Here is a 21,053-nt window from a genome sequence, read left to right on the forward strand (position 1 = left end):
GTCCACCCATCCGTTCCGGGCCCGCCCTGGCGCTGCCGCCAGCCGGTCGGCCCGGGCCGGTCCGATCCAGGCCCTGCCATGTACAAGACCGCCTTCCTCGACCTGCCTCCGCTGCGCGGTGCAGCCGGTACCGTTGCCCTGCCCGGCTCCAAGAGCATCTCCAACCGCGTCCTGCTGCTGGCCGGCCTGTCCGAGGGCGAGACCCTGGTGCACGACCTGCTGGACTCGGACGACACCAAGGTGATGATCGCCGCTCTGCGCGAACTGGGCTGCGTGCTCCATCAACGTGATGACGGCGTGCTGTCCGTCACCGGCCTCGGGGGCCGTCTGCAGCAGCGCCAGGCTCGACTGTTCCTGGGGAATGCCGGCACCGCGATGCGCCCCCTCACCGCTGCCCTGGCCCTGCTGGCCGCCACGCAGGGCGGACAGTTCGAGCTGTCGGGCGTGCCGCGCATGCATGAACGGCCGATCGGTGATCTGGTCGATGCCCTGCGCGCGCTGGGCTGCCCCATCGACTGCCTAGGCCAGGAGGGCTATCCGCCGCTGCGCCTGAACGGCCCTGCCCCCCTCAGCCTGGACGCACCGGTGCGTGTGCGCGGTGATGTATCGAGCCAGTTCCTCACCGCGCTGCTGCTGGCCCTGCCGCTGGTGGCCGGGGGCGCGGGCGACGGCCAGGGTGCGCGGGACATCCATATCGAGGTGACCGGCGAACTCATCTCCAAACCCTATGTGCAGATCACCCTGGACCTGCTCGCCCGCTTCGGCGTGCAGGTGCAGCGCGATGCGAACTGGCAGCATTTCGTCATTCCAGCCGGCAGCCGTTACGCATCCCCCGGCGATGTGCATGTGGAAGGCGACGCCTCGTCGGCCTCCTACTTCGTGGCCCTCGGCGCCATTGCGGCCGAGGCGGCACCGATTCGCATCGAAGGTGTCGGTGCCAGCTCGGTGCAGGGGGATGTCCGTTTTGTGGAGGCGGCCCAGGCGATGGGCGCGGCCGTCACGCTGGGCCCGAACTGGCTGGAAGTGCGCCGAGGCGCCTGGCCGCTGAAGGCCCTGGACCTGGATTGCAACCACATCCCGGATGCGGCCATGACGCTGGCCGTGATGGCCCTGTATGCCGACGGCCCGACCACGCTGCGCAACATCGCCTCCTGGCGGGTCAAGGAAACCGACCGCATCGCCGCCATGGCGACCGAGCTGCGCAAACTGGGCGCCGAGGTGGACGAAGGGCCGGACTGGCTGCGTGTCCATCCGCTGCAGCACTGGCGTCCGGCCGCCATCCACACCTATGACGACCACCGGGTGGCCATGTGCTTCTCCCTCGCGGCTTTCAACGGCCTGGTGGCCGGCCGTGGCGAACAGGCGGTGCCGGTTCGCATCCTGGACCCGCAATGCGTCGCCAAGACCTTCCCGGATTACTTCGAGACCTTGTTCAGCGTCGTCCATGCCCGCGCCGACGAGATCCCGGTCATCACGATCGACGGCCCGACCGCCTCCGGCAAAGGCACCTTGACCGACGAGGTGGCTCGCGCCCTGGGCTACGGTGTCCTGGATTCCGGGGCGCTCTACCGCGTCACCGGCCTGGCGGCTCACCGCGCCGGCATCGACCTGGCCGATGGCGCGGCCGTCGCGGCGCTGGTGCCCAGCCTGGACCTGCGATTCGAACAAGGCCGCGTCCTGCTGGACGACGAAGATGTGAGCAATGAACTGCGCCTGGAGGCCACCGGCCTGATGGCCTCGCAGGTCGGCGCCCATCCGCCCGTGCGCCAGGCCCTGCACCAGCTGCAGCTGGACTTCCGCCGCCTGCCCGGCCTGGTGGCGGATGGCCGCGACATGGGCACGGCCCTCTTCCCGGACGCCCCGCTGAAGGTCTTTTTGACCGCCAGCGCCGCCACACGGGCCGAGCGGCGGTACAAGCAATTGATTTCCAAAGGCATCCCGGCTAACATCTCAGACTTGCGCGCAGATCTGGAAGCGCGTGACGCCCGTGACAAAAGTCGCAGTGCGTCACCGCTACAGGCAGCTGCGGACGCGATTGAGCTGGACAACTCCGCCCACTCCATTGAGGCTTCAAGGGATCTGGTGTTGAGCTGGTGGCAAACAAAGCGCCCGTTTCTGAATTAACCCGCTGAACAGGCGACTGTTTTGCACGCATGCAGGAGCGTCACCCCTCCCTCCGAACGTCAGTTCATCGGGGGTGACGTGTTCAACAACCTAACCCGCAAGTCCGCTTGCACAAAACGCCCGCGCACCTCTCGGATCAGGCCGCTTGACGCCTCAAGCGCCGGACGCTCTGTGCCTGGCAAGGAAATCTCACATGTCTGAATCTTTTGCCGCCCTTTTCGAGGAATCGCTGCAACGCGCCAACATGCGCACCGGCGAGGTCATCTCGGCTGAAGTGGTCCGTATCGAGCACAACTTCGTGGTGGTCAACGCCGGCCTGAAGTCTGAAGCCTACGTGCCCATCGAAGAGTTCAAGAACGACCAGGGCGAAGTCGAAGTCCAGGTGGGCGACTTCATTTCGGTGGCCATCGACGCCATCGAAAACGGCTACGGCGACACCATCTTGTCGCGCGACAAGGCCAAGCGTCTGGCTTCGTGGCTGTCGCTGGAAAACGCGCTGGAATCCGGCGAGTTCGTCACCGGCACCGTCTCCGGCAAGGTCAAGGGCGGCCTGACCGTCCTGGTCAACGGCATCCGCGCCTTCCTGCCCGGTTCGCTGCTGGACACCCGTCCGGTCAAGGACATGAGCCCGTTCGAGGGCAAGACCATGGAATTCAAGGTCATCAAGCTCGACCGCAAGCGCAACAACGTTGTGCTGTCGCGTCGCGCTGTGGTGGAAGCCTCCATGGGTGAAGAGCGCGCCAAGCTGCTCGAAACGCTGACCGAAGGCGCCATCGTCAACGGCGTGGTCAAGAACATCACCGAATACGGTGCGTTCGTGGACCTGGGCGGCATCGACGGCCTGCTGCACATCACCGACATGGCCTGGCGCCGTGTCCGTCACCCGAGCGAAGTGGTGACGGTGGGTCAAGAGCTGACCGCCAAGGTCCTGAAGTTCGACGCCGAGAAGAACCGCGTCTCGCTGGGTCTGAAGCAGCTGGGCGACGATCCGTGGTTCGGCGTGTCGCGCCGCTACCCGGCCAACACCCGCCTGTTCGGCAAGGTCACCAACATTGCTGACTACGGCGCGTTCGTCGAAATCGAACCGGGCATCGAAGGTCTGGTGCACGTGTCCGAAATGGACTGGACCAACAAGAACGTTGCGCCTTCCAAGGTCGTCTCCCTGGGTGACGAAGTGGAAGTCATGGTCCTGGAGATCGACGAAGACAAGCGTCGCATCTCGCTGGGCATGAAGCAGTGCCGTGCCAACCCGTGGGAAGAGTTCGCCGAAAACGTCAAGCGTGGCGACCGCGTCAAGGGCCCCATCAAGTCGATCACCGACTTCGGCGTGTTCGTGGGCCTGGCCCAGGGCATCGACGGCCTGGTGCACCTGTCCGACCTGTCGTGGAACGAGCCGGGCGAAACGGCTGTCCGCAACTACAAGAAGGGCCAGGAAGTCGAAGCCATCGTGCTGGCTGTGGACGTCGAGCGCGAGCGCATCTCGCTGGGCATCAAGCAGCTGGACGGCGACCCGTTCTCGACCTTCGTCTCGGTCAACGACCGCGGCATGTCCGTCACCGGCAAGGTCAAGACCGTGGATGCCCGCGGCGCTGAGATCGACCTGGGTGAAGACGTCACCGGCTACCTGCGCGCTTCGGAAATCGCCCGCGACCGCGTGGAAGATGCCCGTAACGTGCTGAAGGAAGGCGAAGAAGTCACCGCGATCATCATCAACGTCGATCGCAAGACCCGCAGCATCCAGCTGTCGATCAAGGCCAAGGACAGCGCCGACCAGCAAGAAGCCATGCAGCGCCTGTCGCAGTCGAACGAGCGTGAAAACGCTGGTACGACCAGCCTGGGTGCTCTGCTGCGCGCCAAGCTGGATCAGAACTAAGCCCCCCAGTCGCTTCGCTCCTGCCCCCAAGGGGCGCCATCCTGAAGTCATGGAAACCCTGACTTCGGATTTGGTGGATTGAGGCCCCCCAGTCGCTCCGCTCCTGCCCCCAAGGGGCGCCATCCTGCAGTCAGGGAAACCCTGACTTCGGATGTGGCTTGAGGAACGGCTGGTGGGCAGGGCCCACCAAGCCGTTCATTCAGGTGACAGGTCGTCAGGCCTGGTGTCTGTGGTGGCGGGCGGGGTGAAGTGGCGGTTCGGGAGGTGTGGCGTCGAAGGGCGTTGCATTTTTCTCGGAAAATGAGGCTTTTACGGGTGCAGGGCAGTGCAGGCCTGAGGTAGGCTGAAGCCGCTGTTGTGCCCGATGTAGTTCCTTCATACAGGCTCGCATGTGCGGGCCTGTTGTTCTTCAGATTCCCCATCACCATGACCCGATCCGACCTCGTGGCCCATTTGTCCGAGCGCTTCAGCCAGCTCACCCAACGAGACACGGAATTCGCGGTCAAGACCATCCTGGACGCCATGTCCGACGCACTGGCCCGCGGCCATCGCATCGAGATCCGCGGTTTCGGCAGTTTCTCCATCAACCGCCGCCCTCCCCGCACCGGACGAAATCCCCGTAGCGGCGAGCAGGTGATGATTCCCGAGAAGCTGGTCCCCCATTTCAAGCCCGGCAAGGCGCTGCGCGAAGCCGTGGACGCCCAATTGCCTGCGGACACACCTGCTTCCGAATAAGCCTTTCAGCCAGCCTAGAATCGCGCCCATGCGAATCCTGGTCTGGCTCTTCCGTGCCTTCCTGTTCTTCACCCTCTTCGCCTTCGCGCTGAACAACAGCCAGGAGGTCGTTGTGCACTGGTTCTTCGGCCAGGCCTGGCGTGCCCCCCTGGTCATCGTGGTGCTGCTGGTGTTTGCCGTGGGCTGCGCCTTCGGCGTTCTGGCCATGGTGCCCGCCTGGTGGCGCCACAAGCGTGCCGCCGCGCGAAGCCTGCCTCCCGCAGACGACCTGCCCCCCCCTCCCTCCCCAGACCCCAAGCTCCCCGATGGAATTTGATCTCAGCTGGTTGCTGATCGGCGTCCCCCTCGTCTTCGGCCTCGGGTGGCTGGCGTCCAAGCTGGACTCCCGTCAATGGAAGCGGGAACAGCGCGACGCCCCACGGGCCTATTTCAAAGGCCTGAACCTGCTGCTGAACGAGCAGCAGGACAAGGCCATCGACGCCTTCATCGAAGCCGTCCAGGCCGACCCCGACACCTCCGAATTGCACTTCGCGCTGGGCAACCTGTTCCGCCGTCGAGGCGAATATGAGCGCGCCGTGCGCGTGCACCAGCACCTGCTGTCCCGCGGCGATCTGCCCAAGGACGAGCGCGACCGCGCCCAATACGCCCTCGCCCAGGACTTCTTCAAGGCCGGGCTGTTCGACCGCGCCGAGACCGCCTACGAAGCCCTGAAAGGCACCGCCTTCGACCGCGAGGCCTCGCTGGCACTGCTGTCGCTGTATGAGCGCTCCCGTGAATGGGCCAAGGCCGCCGATGTGGCCGAATCGCTGGAAGCCACCGGCACCGGTTCCTTCGCCAGCCGCATCGCCAATTACTGGTGCGAATTGGCCCTGGAAGCCCAGAGCAGCCAGGATCTGGCCGCCGCCCGCCAATGGCTGGAACGGGCCCGCCAGCGCGCCCCGCAATCCGCCCGCGCCTATGTGCTGCTCGGCCAGATGCTCACCCGCGAAGGCGATCAGGCCGGCACCATGGGCATCTATGGCGAACTGCTGAAAGCCAATCCGGACGCCTTCAACCTGGTGGCCCGCGACTACGCCCAGGCCGCCCTGGCCACCCAGTCGGTCCCGCAGGCACTGTCACTGCTGGAAGCCCACTACCGCCGCCATCCCAGCATGGCCCTGCTGCTGGCCATCGCGCTGCTGGAACCGGCACCGGACGCCCAGCGCCGCCGTCTGGCCGAGCACTTGCGGGTGGAACCGGCCCTGTCGGCCGCCACCCAGCTGCTGCAGCAAAGCCAGACCCGCCAGCAACCGCTGAACGAGGACGAAGCCCAGTTGGTGGGCGGCGCCCTGCAACGTGCCGTTCGTCCGCTGCAGCGCTACCGTTGCGCAGCCTGCGGCTTCGAGTCGCAGCACTATTTCTGGCAGTGCCCCGGCTGTCTGAGCTGGGACAGCTATCCGCCCCGGTGGGTGGAAGAACTCTGAGGCGGCATGACAGCACGGGGCATGAACGGCGCGACCGCTGGTCCAACAACGCCCCACTCTGCCCCTGACTTCAACCGCACCGCCCGCCCCTTCGCCTGATCGCTGATCACTCGCCCCTTCTGCACCGCACCCAACATGTCGACGAGCCCAGCCCCCCACGACGACCCGCGCGTCATCCTCTGCATGAAGTGGGGAACGAAGTACGGCCCCGAATACGTCAATCGTCTCTACGCGATGGTGCGCCGGCATCTGCGCGGCGACTTCCGCTTCGTCTGCCTCACCGACCGCAGCGAAGGCATCCGCCCGGAAGTGCAATGCCTGCCCATTCCGGCGCTGGCGCTGCCCGAAGGCATTCCCGAACGCGGCTGGACCAAACTCACCACCTTCGAAGCGGACCTGCACGGCCTCAAGGGCACCGCACTGTTCCTGGACCTGGATGTGGTGATCGTGGACGACATCACCCCGTTCTTCGAAGTGCCCGGGGAATTCCTGATCATTCACGACTGGAAGCGCCCCTGGCGCATTACCGGCAACTCCTCGGTCTACCGCTTCACCCTCGGCGCCCATGCCGACGTGCTGGCCAAGTTCCGGGCCGAGTTTGAAAGCATCCGCGAGAAGTTCCGCAACGAGCAGGCCTATCTCTCCGACGCGATCAACCGCAAGGGCCAGTTGCAGTATTGGGACTCCCACTGGTGCGCCAGCTTCAAATACCACTGCATTCCGCGCTGGCCGCTGAACTACTGGCAGCCACCGCGCATTCCCGCTGGGGCTCGCATCCTGATCTTCCACGGGGTGATGAACCCGCCTGACGCACTGGCCGGCCAAAGCAACGGCAACTGGCGCCGCCCGCTGCCAGCGCCTTGGATTGCGGACCACTGGCATGAATGAACGGCACAGATCAGCGGCCTATTAGCGGCCTATTAACGACCGGTTAGCGGGCATAAATAGCCGGCATGAATAGCCGTCACGAATAGCCGCCACGCCTAGACGCAAAGAATCACTCGCACGCGCTCCACCATGCAAGCCTCCCAGCCGAAGGCCGGCCCACCGTTGGCCCCCCGCTTAAACGCGTCGCGCCCCTGGCTGAGCTTTCTCATTCCGGCCTACAACGTCGAGGCTTATTTGCGAGAGAGCGTGGCATCGGCGCTGAGCCAATCCGATGCTGATGTGGAGGTGCTGATCGTGGACGACTGCTCCACCGACGGCACCCCGGCACTGATGCGCCGCCTGGCGGAAGAAGACCCTCGGATTCGATGCGTGTTCCATGAGCGCAACCAGGGTGTTTCGGTCACTCGCAACACCTTGCTGGATGAGGCGCGAGGCCGCTACGTCTGGTTCCTGGATGCCGACGACTATTTGATGCCGGGAGCGGTTCCGCGCCTGCGCAACATCATTGACCAGCATGCACCGGCTTTGGTGATGTGTGACTACCGCATGGTTCGCGAGGCTCCCAAGCTCAAGCACCGGCTGCGGGGCCATCCTCGCAAGAGCACCTTCAAGGGTCCGCAACGCCAGCGGATCACCGATGCCTCAGTCATCATGACCGGCACCTTCCGGGGCGGGCAGATGCACCCGTGGTCCAAGATCGCGCGCCGCGAACTATGGGGCAGTGACCTGCGCTTCCCGCCGGGCATGCACTTCGAGGACATCCATCTGCTGCCCTTCCTGGCCCTGCGGGCGCCGGACCTCTGGTATGAGCCCGAAGTCTGGGTGGCCTACCGCCAGCGGCAGGGCTCCATCATGCACACCCTCAACCTGCGCAAGGCCGATGACCTGGCCTGGGCCATGACCGGGCTGAAGGAAGCCGCTGAGGCGGTGCAGCGCAGCCCTTCCAGCCTGGGGCCGGAGACCTGCTTCGCCTGGGCCAACACACTGGCCCGCAAATTCATCGGCGCCGCCCGCATGGCCTGGCGTTTCAACCCGCAGCAGGCACCGGCCATCCTCCACGCTTATGTGCAATGGATGGTGGCAGCTTCCCCCATGCCCCCTGACACGCTCATGGCCGAATACCTTCGACGCGGCTGGTGGCTGCGGGCTCTGCGATTGAGGCAATGGCTTCGCCGGGCTCAGGCGCCGGCACCTGCAGGAGATGCTGCGGGGGACTGATGCCGTGACGCCGGTTGCCCAATCGCCAGCAGCAAATCCTCGTAGCGCTGCATCATCAGCTCCACGCTGTGCTCGTGAATGGCCCGCTGCCGCGCTGCCGCCCCCAGCCGCTGAGCCAGCGCTTCATCGCGCAACAACTGCTCCAGCGCATCCGCCATCGCGGCGGCATCCCCTTCGGGCGTGAGCAGACCGGTCCTGCCCGGTTCCAGCACGCCTTCCACCCCTGGCACCGCCGACGCCACACAGGCGCATCCCGCCGCCATGCCTTCCAGCAAGGCCAAGGGCATGCCCTCCCAGTGGGTGCTCAGGACAAAGATGCGTTGGCTCATCAGCAGGGCGGGCATGTCCTTGTGGTAGCCCAGAAAGCGCACCTGCCCTTCCAGGCCCAGTTCCCGGACCAAGCGCTCGGACGCCCTCATGTAAGACGCCTTGCCCTGCCCCGCCAGATGCAGTGGGGGCCGCAGGCCGCGCTGCGCCAGCAGGCCCAGGGCGCGGATCAGGGTGAGTTGGTCCTTTTGCCGGGCAAAACGCGCCGACATCACAATGCCGGGCTCCCGCAGCGCATGCGGATGTGCGTCCGCCGCCGCAAAGCGTTCCAGCCGGATACCGTTGGGAATGGCCACCGTCAGCACCTCGGGCATGCCCAGGCTCACCAGCGTGCGACGCACCCCTTCGGACACACCGACCAGTTTGGCGCTACGCCGCGCCAAGGCCCGCGCCTGGGCGAGCGACCAGGGTCCATACCGCTCGCGGGAGTTGTGTTCCACCTGCACCACGGCCGGCACACCCGCCTGCAGGGCAGCCTTGCGCCCCAGCAGATGCTCCGGGAAGCCATGCGCCATGACCACATCGGGCTTGAGCCGCTCACACAGGCGCCGCAGCGACCAGACCGTGACGCAATGGGCCCAGCCCGGCACCAGATGCACCTCCAGGCCTTGATCTCGGAGTGCCTGGACTTTGGCGGGATCGGTGCTGCGTTTGCGGCGCAGCACCAGAATCGGCTCAAGCCGGCCCGCCTGGCGCTGGGAGCGGCACAACTCCACAGCGACCTGAGTGGCGCCGGAAAAGCCGCCGGTGACGAAATGCAGCACGCGGCGGGTCCCACCCGCGGGCGCGCCCGAAGTGGGAACGGTCATGGAAACAGTGTATCGGAGCCTTGACACTCCGCCATCGAGCCTTCACACGTCAGCCAGGTGTGCGCCTCGCTGGTGCGAGCTTCGAGCACAATGTGTCCACCCTCTCGACCTTGCCCTGCGGACCCTCCATGACTACAGACTTCCTCATCGTGGGCGCCGGTTATGCCGGCTCCGTCTGCGCGCGTGTGCTGGCCGATGCCGGCAAGACCGTCCATGTGATCGACAAGCGGCCGCACATCGGTGGCAATGCCTATGACGAGCGGGATCCGCACGGGGTGCTGATCCACCCCTACGGCCCGCACATCTTCCACACCAATGCCAAGAAGGTGATCGAGTTCCTGTCCCGCTTCACCACCTGGCGCTTCTACGAACACCGGGTGCTGGCCCAGGTCGGTGAGCAGTTGCTGCCGATTCCGATCAACCGCACCACCATCAACCAGCTCTACGGCCTGTCACTCACGGAAGACGAGGTGCAGGGCTATCTGGAGACCGTGCGCGAACCGCGTGAACCGCTGCAGACCAGCGAGGACGTGGTGCTCAACAGCGTCGGCCGCGATCTGTGCGAGAAGTTCTTCCGCGGCTACACCCGCAAGCAGTGGGGGCTGGACCTCTCCCAGCTGTCCGCTGGGGTCGCCGCACGCATTCCCACCCGCAGCAACGACGACGACCGGTATTTCGGCGACACCTACCAGTTCATGCCGGCCGATGGCTACACCGCCATGTTCGAGCGCATGCTGGACCATCCCGGCATCACCGTCCGCACCGGCGTGGAGTTCAAGGACGTGCGCGCCGACTTTGCCGGCAGCCACATCATCTACTCCGGGCCCATCGACGCGTTTTTCGACCATTGTTATGGCCCGCTGCCCTACCGCAGCCTGCGCTTTGAGCATGAGCATCTGCCACAGACCGAGCGCTTCCAGCCGGTGGGCACGGTGAACTATCCCAACGACCACGACTACACCCGCATCACCGAGTTCAAGCATTTGACGGGTGAAGCCCACGCGGGAACCTCCGTCGTGCGCGAATATCCGCAGGCCGACGGCGACCCGTATTACCCCGTGCCCCGGCCGGAGAACGAAGCCCTGTTCAAGCGTTACGCCGCACTGGCCGATGCCGCACAAGGCGTGACCTTTGTCGGACGGCTCGCGCAGTACCGCTACTACAACATGGACCAGATCGTGGCGGCGGCGCTGAAGACGGCGCAGGATCTGCTGGAGCCGCCGGTGCCGGGGAACGCCCCGACGTGATCCCGGGCTGAAGGGATCGTGGCCTGAACGGCAACCCAGTGGCCCGGGGCGACGAGTGGCCCCCCCGCCGAGCGGCCGCCGATTCCGGGCACAATCCGTTTTTCGCCTATTCGCGGGCGTGCCCCTGGGACGCTCGCCGCTTCGTATTCATGTGCGCTGCCCCTTCCGCCTCCACACCCCTTGAACCGCTGGGCCCGACCGCCAGCCGGCTGTGGCGCTTCATGAAGCCGCACCGCCTGGGGCTCTTCCTCACGGTGCTCTGCTACCTGCTGGTGGCCGCCACCGAGCCGCTCATCCCCAACCTGATCAATTTCGCGCTGGGGGAAGGTTTCAATCCCAAGACCGGCGCCGTGGGCACCAGCCAATACAGCTTTCCCATCTGGATGGTGCCCGTCACGCTGATCGGCCTGTTCGCGCTGCGTGGGCTGTTCAGCTTCTGCGGCCAGTACCTGCTGAACTGGACCATCTCCCGCACCGTGATGGACATCCGCGCCGCCCTGCTGCAAGTGCTGCTGCGCGCCGACGCCCGCGTCTACACCAACCTCCAGCCAGCCACCGCCGTCAGCAAGGTGGTGAGTGATCCGCAGCAGGTGGTCACGCTGGTGGCCGGCTCGCTGGTCACCATCCTGCGGGATGGGCTGCCGGCGCTTTCGCTGATGGGCTACCTGTTCTTCCTGAACTGGAAGCTGACCCTGCTGTCGCTGATCACCGTGCCGGGCCTGGCGTTTGTGGTGCGCAAGGTCAACCGCCGGGTGCGCCGCATGGGCTCCTGGGCCTACGACTCGCAGTTGCGCCTGGTTTCGGTGATTGAAGACGTGACACGTGCCTGGCGTGTGGTGCGCAGCTTCGATGCGGCCGATCACGAACGCGAACGCTTTGCCCAGCGGGCCAAGGAAGTGCAGCGCAGCGCGCTCAAGACCGCCGCCGCCAATGCGCTGGCACAGCCGCTGTCGCAGCTGATGGCCAGCATCGGCATTTCCATCATCGTCAGCCTGGCCCTGGTCCAGGCCCGCCAGAACGGCACCGGCGTCGGGGAGTTCGCCGGCTTTGTGACCGCGCTGCTGCTGATGAGCTCGCGCCTGCGCCACCTCAGCGATGTGATGCAGCCCATCACCAACGCCCTGGTCATTGCCCGAGGCTGCATGGGCATGCTGGACCTGCCCGCCGAGCGGGATACCGGGACGCGTGAACTGAGCCAGGTCCGTGGAGACATCCAGCTGCAGCAGGTCACGCTGCGTTATCCCGGCGCCAACCGCGATGCCCTGAGCCAACTCAACCTTCACATCCCTGCTGGACAAACCACCGCCCTGGTCGGCAGCTCGGGCGCAGGCAAGAGCACGGTGGTCAGTCTGCTGCTGGGTTTTGAACCTCCGGACAGCGGCCAGATTCTGCTGGACGGCGTGCCCATCCATGAACTGACCAAGGCCAATCTGCGCCGTCAATTCGCGGTCGTGTCGCAGGACATCGTGCTGTTTGATGCATCGGTGGCCGACAACATCGCCTACGCCCAGCCCCGCGACGACACCAAGCTGGAGCAGGTGCTGCGTGCCGCTGCGCTGTGGGACTTCGTCCAGGCCCTGCCGGAAGGCTTGGACACCAACATCGGCGCCAACGGCAGCAAGCTGTCCGGCGGCCAGCGCCAGCGGGTGGCCATCGCCCGCGCGCTCTACAAGGACGCCCCGGTCTGGATCTTCGACGAAGCCACCTCGGCCCTGGACACCGAAAGCGAACGCGCGGTGCAGCAGGCGCTGGAACAGTGGCAGGGCCGCAAGACGCTGATCGTCATCGCCCACCGCCTCTCGACCATCCGCCGTGCCGACATCATCCAGGTGATGAGCGACGGTCAGGTGATCGAACGCGGCAACCACGACGATCTGGTGGCCGCTGGCGGTACTTATGCCGGGATGGTGCAGGTGCAGCACTGAACGTAGCAGCGCTGACACAAACTTGCTAAGTCCCCGACATTCACCGTCGGTCCAATGAGGTTTCCATTCGACGGAGTACCTCATGCCCATGAGCCGACACGCCTTCCGCACCGGGATCCATGCCGACGCCACCCGTCTGGCTGCGTCGGGGTCTGAGGGCCCTCACGACGACGGCCACGACCATCATCTCGGGCTGGCCCATGACCTGGTGGTCCTGAGCCAGCAGCAACAGCGCCGCCGCGCGCTTGGCCTGCTGGCGGGCGTGGCGGGTCTGGGTGCGCTGCCGCTGATCGGCTGCGGTGGTGGGGACTCGGACAGCACCAGCACCTCCAGCAGCGGTTCTTCCAGTTCCAGCGGGTCCGGCAGCTCCAGCAGCGGTTCCACGTCCAGCGGCACCACCAGCTGCAGCGTCATCCCTGAAGAAACCCAGGGCCCCTACCCCGGCGACGGCTCCAACAGCAACAGCAGCGGCGTGGTGAACGCGCTGGCCCTGTCCGGCATCGTGCGCAGCGACATCCGCTCCAGCATCGGCAGCGCCACCGGGACTGCGGATGGCGTGGCACTGACCGTCACCCTGACCCTGGTGAATGCCGCCAACAGCTGCGCGGACCTGTCCGGTTATGCCATCTATCTCTGGCATTGCGACCGCCTGGGCCGCTATTCGATGTACAGCAGCGGCGTCACGTCGGAGAACTACCTGCGCGGCGTGCAGGTAACCGGCAGCGACGGCACTGTCACCTTCACCACCATCTTCCCGGGCTGCTACTCGGGCCGCATGCCGCACATGCATTTCGAGGTCTATCCCAGCGCCAGCGCGGCCACCTCTTATGCCAACAAGGTCAAGACCTCGCAGATCGCTTTCCCGACGGATGTCTGCTCCACCGTCTATTCGCTCAGCAGCTACAGCAGCAGCCTGACCAATTTCAATCAGATGTCCTTCGCCACCGATGGCATCTTCAGCGATGGCTACAGCACCCAGCTGTCCACCGTCACCGGCAGTACCTCGGCCGGCTACGCAGCCACGCTCACCGTAGGAATTTCCGCGTGACGCAACCGCCTCCGTTCCCCTCCGCCTGGCCCCCGGCCTGGCCGACTGATGATGACAAGTCCGGTGGCTCCGCCACCCCCAAGGCCACCATGACCTCCCCCACCGCATTCGGCAACACTGCCGGTGCCACGGCGGCGCCCCCTCCCGCGCTACCTGCGGCTCGTGTATCGTCCCAGGATGCACCGGTCTCGCGCCCGGTGCCTCTCGTGGAGGACCGAATGACCCGATGCCTGGTGGTCGATGACGATGCGGAGATCCGTACTTCGCTGCAGGACTATTTGCAGAAGTTTGGCGTGACGGTGAGTGCCGCCGCCGATGGCCGCGACATGCGCCGCCTGATGGCCGCGCAGGTGTTTGACGTGGTGGTGCTGGACCTGATGCTGCCGGATGAAAACGGCCTGAGCCTGTGCCAGTGGATCCAGCAGCATCACCCCAGCGTGCCGGTGATCATGCTCACCGCCCACGGCGACCCGATCAGCCGCGTCCTGGGGCTGGAGATGGGCGCGGACGACTATCTGGCCAAGCCCTTCGAGCCGCGTGAGCTGGTGGCCCGCATCCATGCCATCCGCCGCCGCGCCAAGCGGGGCGAAAACGAAGCGCAGACCCGCCGTGAATTCCGCTTTGAAGGCTGGAGCTTCGACCGCCTGCTGCGTCAGTTGATCTCTCCGCAACAAGTGGTGGTGCCGCTGTCCAGCGCGGAATACCGCATGCTGACCGCGCTGGTGGAACGCCCCGGCCGGGTGCTGTCCCGCGAGCAGTTGATCGAACTCACCCGGGCGCCCGGGGTCGAAGTGAACGACCGCAGCGTGGACCTCACCATTTCTCGCCTGCGCCAGAAGCTGGGGGATTCGCCGAAAGACCCGCGACTGATCCGCACCATGCGGGGCGAGGGTTATCTGTTCGACGCCCAGGTGCAGTCTTGACCGAGCCCGCCGCCGCCCGCAACGGCCTGCGCCACTGGATGGGCCGCATCCTGGGCGACACCTTGGCCCGCCGCATCTTTCTGCTGTTGTGGATCACGCTGGTGGCGGCCCAACTGCTGGCCATCATGGCGGTGCAGTGGATGGAAGGTTGGAACATGCCGCTCACCCATGTGCCGGTGGCCCCCACGCTGCCGCCCATGGCGCAGATCGGGGGACCGGGCCCGCAAGGCCCGATGGGCGGCAACGGCCTTCGCGGGCTGAACGACAGCAACGGCCCGCAGGGGCAAAATGACACCAGCGGTGCCCAGGGGCCGTCAAGCCGCCCGGGCCAGAACGGCCCGATGCGCGACGGCGGCGGCCCGCCCGAGTTTCGCAACCAGGACTTCCAGGACGTGCCCATCCCCGGGACCGGCCCGGACTTCATGGAACGCGGCCCCGGTTTCATGGACCGTGACCGGGACCGTCTGCGTGACCGCGGCCCGTTCCGTGGCCTGAGCAACAAGGCGCTGATGCTGGACTACGGCATCCGCCTGCTGGTCACCGCACTGGCGGCCTGGCTGGCGTCTCGCTGGCTGGCCAAGCCGATGCGCGAACTGGTGCAGGCCTCCCGGGCGCTGGGCCAGTCGCTGCACAAGCAGGACCGGCTGCCGCTGCTGGATGAGCATCGGGGCACGCTGGAAGTGCGCGAGACGGCACAGGTCTTCAACGCCATGGCTCGCCAGTTGCGGCGTCAGTTCAACGAGCGGGGCCTGATGGTGGCTGCCATTTCCCACGACCTCCGCACCCCGCTGACCCGGCTGCGCATGCGGCTGGAAACCCTGGACATCGAGGAACAGCAGCGGGTGCGCTCGGTGGAGGACATCCATGAGATGAATGCCCTGGTCGATGCGGTGATGGAGCTGTTCCGGGGCGACAGCCCGGGCGCCGTGGAAGACATGCAGGACCTGGATCTGGGCGCCCTGGCCCAGTCGATGGTGGATGACCTGGCCGAACAGGGTCAGGCGGTCAGCTTTGAGATGAAGGGTGAGGCCGTGGTGGCGCGCGGCCAGCCGATGGCCTTGCGCCGGGTGTTGGGCAACCTGATCGGCAATGCCCTGCGTTATGGCGGCCAGGCGGATGTGCATGTGGGCCGGGATGGCCGTGGTGCGTGGGTGCATGTCTGCGACAAAGGCCCCGGCATTCCCCCCGACAAGATCGAGGCCGTGTTCGAGCCCTTCTACCGGCTGGAAGATTCCCGCAACCGGCACACCGGCGGCGTGGGGCTGGGCCTCTACATTGCGCGGGAACTCACCCAGCGCCAGGGTGGCGAGCTGTCGCTGACCAATCGCCCGTCGGGCGGTCTGATGGCGGAACTGCGCCTGCCGTAGCCCCCATTTCCCCTCATTCCGCCCGCCACCCCGATCAAGGCCGGCAGCGCCTCAGGCGACCAGTCGCGGCGGCCCGGGCGGATTCGGTGGCATCTGCACCGCAAATCCCCCTGCGCGCTTGCGCATGGAGGCCGGATCGATCGGCGGCGCCTGCGCCGGCCAGCCGAAAAAGCGCTGGATGTCGCTGCGCAGCGCCAGCGTATCGGCCATGCCCAGCGTGATCAGCTCGGTGGTGTAGGCAGGCTCGAACAGCAGATAGCTCAGCAGCGCCGAGCCACTCGCCGTGGCTCCCTCGCCGGACACCCCCACACTGCGCAGCAGCGCCCGGATCGGCGGCGGCAGGTGGCCCACATGCTCGGCGGCCAGGCTGTCCAGCGGGCGGCTGGGTGCGATCACCAGCGCTTCCAGCGGCCGCAGCGGCGTGTTGCGCAGGGACTCCTCCGGCAGCAGCGACAAGGTCTTGTTGATGCGCTGCATGCGCTCGATGTCCACCGCCAGTGCGTCCAGGAAGATGTTGGACAGCGCATGGCCGGCGATCTGCGCCAGGCTGGGGTGCCCGGCCGGCATCGGGCTCTGCTGGCCTTCGCCTCCGGCCTCATGCATCCGCCCCGCACCAATGATCAGCACCTTCTGCGCGCCCAGATGAACGGCCGGTGAAATGGGGGCCGTCTGCCGCATGGAACCGTCCCCGAACCATTCCATCTGCCCATGCAGGTCCAAGGGCTCCGCCGGAAAGATGAAGGGAATGGCGGAGGAAGCGATGAGGTGCTCGATGGTCAGCCGGCGGGTCTGCACTGCCAGGCGCTGGCTGCGCACCCACGGGGCCCGCACCTGCTGGGCTTGATAAAACGTGACGTGATGGCCGGAGGTGTAGCTGGAGCCGGTGACGGCCAGCGCATCGAGATGGCCCTGGGCCAGCATCTGGTCCAGTCGGTCCAGCTGGATCCAGCGGGTCAGCAGGCCGCGCAGAGGCGTGTTGTCCAGCAGGCTGCGGGGCCGGGTGCGGCGCCAGCGGGCCAGCGCCCAACCCAGGCTCATCATCGTCAGCCAGCGGGCCCCGCTGCGGATGACCCCCAGCGAATCGGCCGCGTACACCTGGTCCACATGGATGTTCTGCCAGATGTACATCAAGCCGTCCACGGCCGAGCAGAAATCATCCGCCTGACAGGCCAGCGTCGCGGCATTGATGGCGCCGGCGGAGGTGCCGGCAATCACCTGGAAAGGGCTGCCCTCGGTGGCGCAGGCATCACGCCGCAATTGGGCGATGGCCGCCAGCACCCCCACCTGATAGGCCGCACGCGCCCCGCCTCCCGTGAGGATCAGGCCGGTCTTGGTCGGGGCGTCCATGGTGAATCAAGCTTACTCCCGACAACTCACCTGGATCGCTGGCACTGATCCGTCAAATGGGGGATCGACAGCCCATCAACCGCCCGCGTCGTACACGATCTCTGCGGGCGCCAGCTTCTGCAGCGCCTCGTCACTGGGCCAGAACTTGCCGGCACCGCCCAGGCCAAGCTCCGCCGTGGCTCCGTCCCGCCGGATGGGGATGCGCAACTCCAGCCCCTGGCTGAGGGTGCCCTGGTCGGTTTCCACCCGCTTGGCCGGCCAGGTGCGGATCAGCTCCAGCACGGTGGCCGCCGGCAGGTTGGGCGCCGTACGCAGGAAACGGCCGAACTTGGCCCGCGCCGCCGGCACGCTGTAGACCTGCTGGATGTTCATGCGCAGGCCGCCGGAGAAGCGGTCGTTCTGCACCTTGCCCACCGCAATCACCAGCTCGTCTTCAGCCAGCAGCTCCTTGTTGGTGTTGAGCAGCTCTTCATTGGCCACGGCCTCGATGGCGTCGGTCTTGTCATCCAGCTTGAAGATGCCCACCCGGCCACGCTGACCGTTGATGACACGCATGTCGCTGACGATGCCCGCCACCACCACCGGTTCACGGCTGTCCTGCAGATCCACGATGCGACGGCGGACCATCTTGCGGATCTCTGCCTCGCACTGGTCGAACAGGTGGCCGGAGAGATAGAAGCCGATGGCTGTCTTCTCCAGGCTCAGCCGCTCCTTGATGCCCCAACCGGGCACGTCCACCAGCTCCGGCTCGGCGGTGGAGCTGCCATGGGTGTCATCGAAGTCGAACAACCCGCCCTGATTGGCGTTCTGGGCCAGGTTGTCGGCATAGGTATAGCCCAGCGAGACACTGGCCAGCAGCCGTGCGCGATCCGGCTCCAGCGCGTCGAAGGCACCCGCCTTGATCAGCGCTTCCACCACCCGCTTGTTGACCGCCTTGCGGTCCACACGGGCGCAGAAATCGAAGAAGCTCTTGAACGGGCCGCCCTCGGTGCGGGCCCGCACGATGGCCTCGATGGCGCCCGCGCCCGTGCCTTTCACGGCGCCCAGGCTGTAGTTGATCTTGCGTGAGCGGGGCGTGCCCCCGCGCTTGCCGTCGGCGGCCGACTCGCTGCCCGCAGCCGGCGGCATCGGCTCGAAACGGCCGACGCCCAGGTTGATGTTGGGCGGCTCGAACTCGATGCCGAACAGCTTCGCATCCTTCATCAGGACCTTGAGCTTGTCGGTGTCGTCCGATTCGATGGTCATGTTCGCGGCGAAGAACTCCGCCGTGAAATGCACCTTCAGCCAGCCGGTGTGATAGGCCAGCAGCGAGTAAGCGGCCGCGTGCGACTTGTTGAAGCCGTAGCCCGCAAACTTCTCCATCAAGTCAAAGACCTCGTCGGCCTTGTCCTGATCGATGCCCTTGCCCGCGGCGCCCTTGCGGAACAGCTCGCGGTGCATGGCCATTTCCTCGGCCTTCTTCTTGCCCATGGCCCGGCGCAGCATGTCGGCGCCGCCCAGCGAGTAGCCGCCCAGCACCTGGGCCGTCTGCATCACCTGTTCCTGGTAGACCATGATGCCGTAGGTCTCCGACAGCACCGGCTCCACCAGCGGATGCGGATATTCCACCGGTTCCTTGCCGTGCTTGCGAGCCACGAAGCTGGGGATCAGGTCCATCGGGCCCGGTCGGTACAAGGCGTTCAGGGCGATCAGGTCTTCCAGGCGCGATGGCTTGGCGTCCTTGAGCATGCGCTGCATGCCGCTGGATTCAAACTGGAACACCGATTCGGTCAGGCCATCGGAGAAGAGCTTGTAGGTCCTCTTGTCGTCCAATGGAATCGTCTCGAAGGCGAAGTTCGCGTGTTCCGGGTACTGCGAGACGATGAAGTTCTTGGCCAGCTCCAGGATGGTCAGCGTGGCCAGGCCCAGAAAGTCGAACTTCACCAGGCCGATGGCTTCAACGTCGTCCTTGTCGTACTGGCTCACCGCCGAGGTGGAGCCGGGCTGCTGATACTGCGGGCAGAAGTCGGTGATCTTGCCCGGTGCAATCAGCACGCCCCCGGCGTGCATGCCGATGGAGCGCACCGTGCCCTCCACCCGCGCCGCCATCTCCAGCAGGCCGGCCACTTCCTCGTCCTGCTTTTCGCGTTCTTCAATCTCGGGCGACTCATGCCGCGCATAGACCATCTTGGCCTTGTCCGGATCGAAATCGGGCGGCAGCTTGGCCAGCGTCACCGTCTTGCCGGGAGGGGCCGGAACCAGCTTGGCAATCGAGTCGACATGGCCAAACCCCATGCCCAGCACCCGGCCGATGTCGCGCAGCGCGCCCTTGGCGGCCATGGTGCCGAAGGTGGCAATCTGGCTCACCGCCGGACGGCCGTATTTGTCCTTCACATATTCGATCACCCGGTCCCGGTTGCCCTGGCAGAAGTCGATGTCGAAGTCAGGCATCGACACCCGCTCCGGGTTCAGGAAACGTTCAAACAGCAGGTTGTACTGCAGCGGGTCCAGGTCGGTGATCAGCAGCACATAGGCCACCAGCGAGCCAGCACCAGAGCCCCGGCCCGGGCCCACCGGGCAGCCGTTGTTCTTCGCCCAGCGGATGAAGTCACCCACGATGAGGAAGTAGCCGGGAAAGCCCATCTTGATGATGGTGTCCAGCTCGAACTCCAGCCGTTCCACATACCGGGGCCGCACCTCCTCGCGTTTGGCCGGGTCCGGATAGAGCAGCTGCAGGCGGTCTTCCAGGCCCTCGTGGGAGAGCTGGCGGAAATACTGCTCCATCGGCATGGGCGTGCCGTCGGCGCGGATGGGCGTCGGGAAGTTGGGCAGCTGTGGCTTGCCCAGCACCAGCGTCAGGCTGCAGCGGCGCGCAATCTCGACGGTGTTGGTGATGGCGCTCGGGATGTCGGCAAACAGGGCCTCCATCTGCGCTTGCGTCTTGAAGTGCTGGCTGGGCAGAAAACGCTTGATTCGCTTAGGGTTGGCCAGGGTTTCGCCCTCGGCCACGCAGACGCGGGCCTCGTGCGCCTCGAAATCGTCCTCTTCCAGGAACTGGATGGGATGGGTGGCCACCACCGGCAGCCCGGCCTGCGCCGCCAGCGGCACCAGTTGACGCACCAGGGCCTCCTGGCCCGGCAGACCGGCGCGCTGCAGCTCCAGATAAAAGCGGTGGGGGTAGATGGCGGCCAGGCGCCGGGCCCATTCCAGGGCCTTGGTCGCGTCCCCGGCGATCAGCGCCTGCCCCACCGGGCCGAACTGCATGCCGCCCAGGCAGATCAGGCCTTCATGCAGCTCCTGCATCCATTCCAGTTTCAGCAGGGCCTGGTTGCGCTGCACGTTCTGGATCCAGGCGCGGGACAGCAGCTCGCTCAGGTTGAGATAGCCCTGGAAGTTCTGCACCAGCAGCAGCACCCGGCTGGGCGGCTTGTCATGGCTGTCCGGCTCCAGCCAGACCTCCGCGCCCAGGATGGGCTTGACACCCTTTTTCCGGCAGGCGTTGTAGAACTTCACCCCCCCGAACATGTTGGCCAGATCCGTCAGGCCCAGGGCGACCTGCCCGTCCTTGGCGGCTGCCTTGGCGGCGTCGTCGACGCGCAGGGTGCCGTCGACCACGGAAAACTCGGTGTGAATGCGGAGGTGAACAAAAGCCATATCCGGGATTGTAGGGAGGCGCGACGCTCCTCCGGGCGTCAGTCACCCCCCTCTCGGGCGCTATGCTGCCAGTCATCCGATCGTTCATGCACCGAATCGCCGCAGGCCCCGTGGGCTGAAGTGCTC

General features: G+C 66.0%; 15 protein-coding genes. 12 read left to right on the top strand and 3 right to left on the bottom strand.

What is annotated here, in order from left to right; translation table 11 throughout:
* Positions 1-78: 78 nt before the first annotated feature.
* The 7 genes from OU995_RS23065 to OU995_RS23095 all read left to right on the top strand — a co-directional run bounded on the left by OU995_RS23065 (position 79) and on the right by OU995_RS23095 (position 8,301).
* The gene (locus tag OU995_RS23065) at positions 79-2,124 is read left to right on the top strand and encodes a bifunctional 3-phosphoshikimate 1-carboxyvinyltransferase/cytidylate kinase (RefSeq protein ID WP_267832478.1); all 2,046 of its coding nucleotides are present in this window, start codon (positions 79-81) and stop codon (positions 2,122-2,124) included.
* Between the two features lie 193 nt (positions 2,125-2,317).
* A complete protein-coding gene (rpsA, locus tag OU995_RS23070) occupies positions 2,318-3,997 on the top strand; it encodes a 30S ribosomal protein S1 (protein WP_267832479.1) in 1,680 nt (559 codons plus the stop codon).
* A gap of 426 nt (positions 3,998-4,423) precedes the next feature.
* Positions 4,424-4,732, top strand: coding sequence for an integration host factor subunit beta (locus tag OU995_RS23075; RefSeq protein WP_267832480.1), 309 nt, complete (start codon positions 4,424-4,426; stop codon positions 4,730-4,732).
* 28 nt (positions 4,733-4,760) lie between these two features.
* A complete protein-coding gene (locus tag OU995_RS23080; protein WP_267832481.1) occupies positions 4,761-5,048 on the top strand; it encodes a LapA family protein in 288 nt (95 codons plus the stop codon).
* The gene (gene lapB, locus OU995_RS23085; protein ID WP_267832482.1) at positions 5,038-6,195 is read left to right on the top strand and encodes a lipopolysaccharide assembly protein LapB; all 1,158 of its coding nucleotides are present in this window, start codon (positions 5,038-5,040) and stop codon (positions 6,193-6,195) included. The genes OU995_RS23080 and lapB overlap by 11 nt, the downstream gene beginning before the upstream one ends.
* A gap of 135 nt (positions 6,196-6,330) precedes the next feature.
* Positions 6,331-7,083 (top strand): glycosyltransferase, encoded by a 753-nt coding sequence (locus OU995_RS23090; RefSeq protein ID WP_267832483.1) that lies wholly within the window; start codon positions 6,331-6,333, stop codon positions 7,081-7,083.
* A 129-nt stretch (positions 7,084-7,212) separates the two neighbouring features.
* Positions 7,213-8,301, top strand: a complete 1,089-nt coding sequence (locus tag OU995_RS23095; RefSeq protein ID WP_267832484.1) for a glycosyltransferase family 2 protein — start codon at positions 7,213-7,215, stop codon at positions 8,299-8,301.
* Here the strand turns inward: OU995_RS23095 and OU995_RS23100 are convergent.
* A complete protein-coding gene (locus OU995_RS23100) occupies positions 8,262-9,437 on the bottom strand; it encodes a glycosyltransferase (protein ID WP_267832485.1) in 1,176 nt (391 codons plus the stop codon). The genes OU995_RS23095 and OU995_RS23100 overlap by 40 nt on opposite strands.
* A 128-nt stretch (positions 9,438-9,565) precedes the next feature.
* On the opposite strand from OU995_RS23100, the gene glf reads away from it, so the two are divergent.
* The 5 genes from glf to OU995_RS23125 all read left to right on the top strand — a co-directional run bounded on the left by glf (position 9,566) and on the right by OU995_RS23125 (position 15,947).
* Entirely contained in the window at positions 9,566-10,684 is a 1,119-nt protein-coding gene (gene glf, locus OU995_RS23105) for a UDP-galactopyranose mutase (RefSeq protein ID WP_267832487.1), read from the top strand.
* A 149-nt stretch (positions 10,685-10,833) separates the two neighbouring features.
* Positions 10,834-12,609: a lipid A export permease/ATP-binding protein MsbA gene (gene msbA, locus OU995_RS23110; RefSeq protein ID WP_267832488.1), complete on the top strand. Its 1,776-nt coding sequence runs from the start codon at positions 10,834-10,836 to the stop codon at positions 12,607-12,609.
* Positions 12,610-12,697: 88 nt separating this feature from the next.
* On the top strand, positions 12,698-13,657 hold the full coding sequence (locus OU995_RS23115; RefSeq protein WP_267832489.1) for an intradiol ring-cleavage dioxygenase: 960 nt from the start codon (positions 12,698-12,700) through the stop codon (positions 13,655-13,657).
* Positions 13,654-14,580: a response regulator transcription factor gene (locus OU995_RS23120; protein ID WP_324288671.1), complete on the top strand. Its 927-nt coding sequence runs from the start codon at positions 13,654-13,656 to the stop codon at positions 14,578-14,580. Before OU995_RS23115 ends, OU995_RS23120 begins: the two co-directional genes overlap by 4 nt.
* Positions 14,577-15,947, top strand: coding sequence for an ATP-binding protein (locus OU995_RS23125; protein WP_267832490.1), 1,371 nt, complete (start codon positions 14,577-14,579; stop codon positions 15,945-15,947). The genes OU995_RS23120 and OU995_RS23125 overlap by 4 nt, the downstream gene beginning before the upstream one ends.
* 51 nt (positions 15,948-15,998) lie before the next feature.
* On the opposite strand, the gene OU995_RS23130 is transcribed toward OU995_RS23125, so the two are convergent.
* Both OU995_RS23130 and dnaE read right to left on the bottom strand, forming a co-directional pair.
* Complete coding sequence (locus tag OU995_RS23130; protein ID WP_267832491.1) at positions 15,999-17,294, bottom strand: patatin-like phospholipase family protein; 1,296 nt, start codon at positions 17,292-17,294, stop codon at positions 15,999-16,001.
* Positions 17,295-17,369: 75 nt separating this feature from the next.
* Positions 17,370-20,927, bottom strand: a complete 3,558-nt coding sequence (gene dnaE / locus OU995_RS23135; protein WP_267832492.1) for a DNA polymerase III subunit alpha — start codon at positions 20,925-20,927, stop codon at positions 17,370-17,372.
* Between the last annotated feature and the right edge of the window lie 126 nt (positions 20,928-21,053).

This window comes from Roseateles sp. SL47 (genome assembly GCF_026625885.1).
Lineage (GTDB): Bacteria > Pseudomonadota > Gammaproteobacteria > Burkholderiales > Burkholderiaceae_C > Roseateles.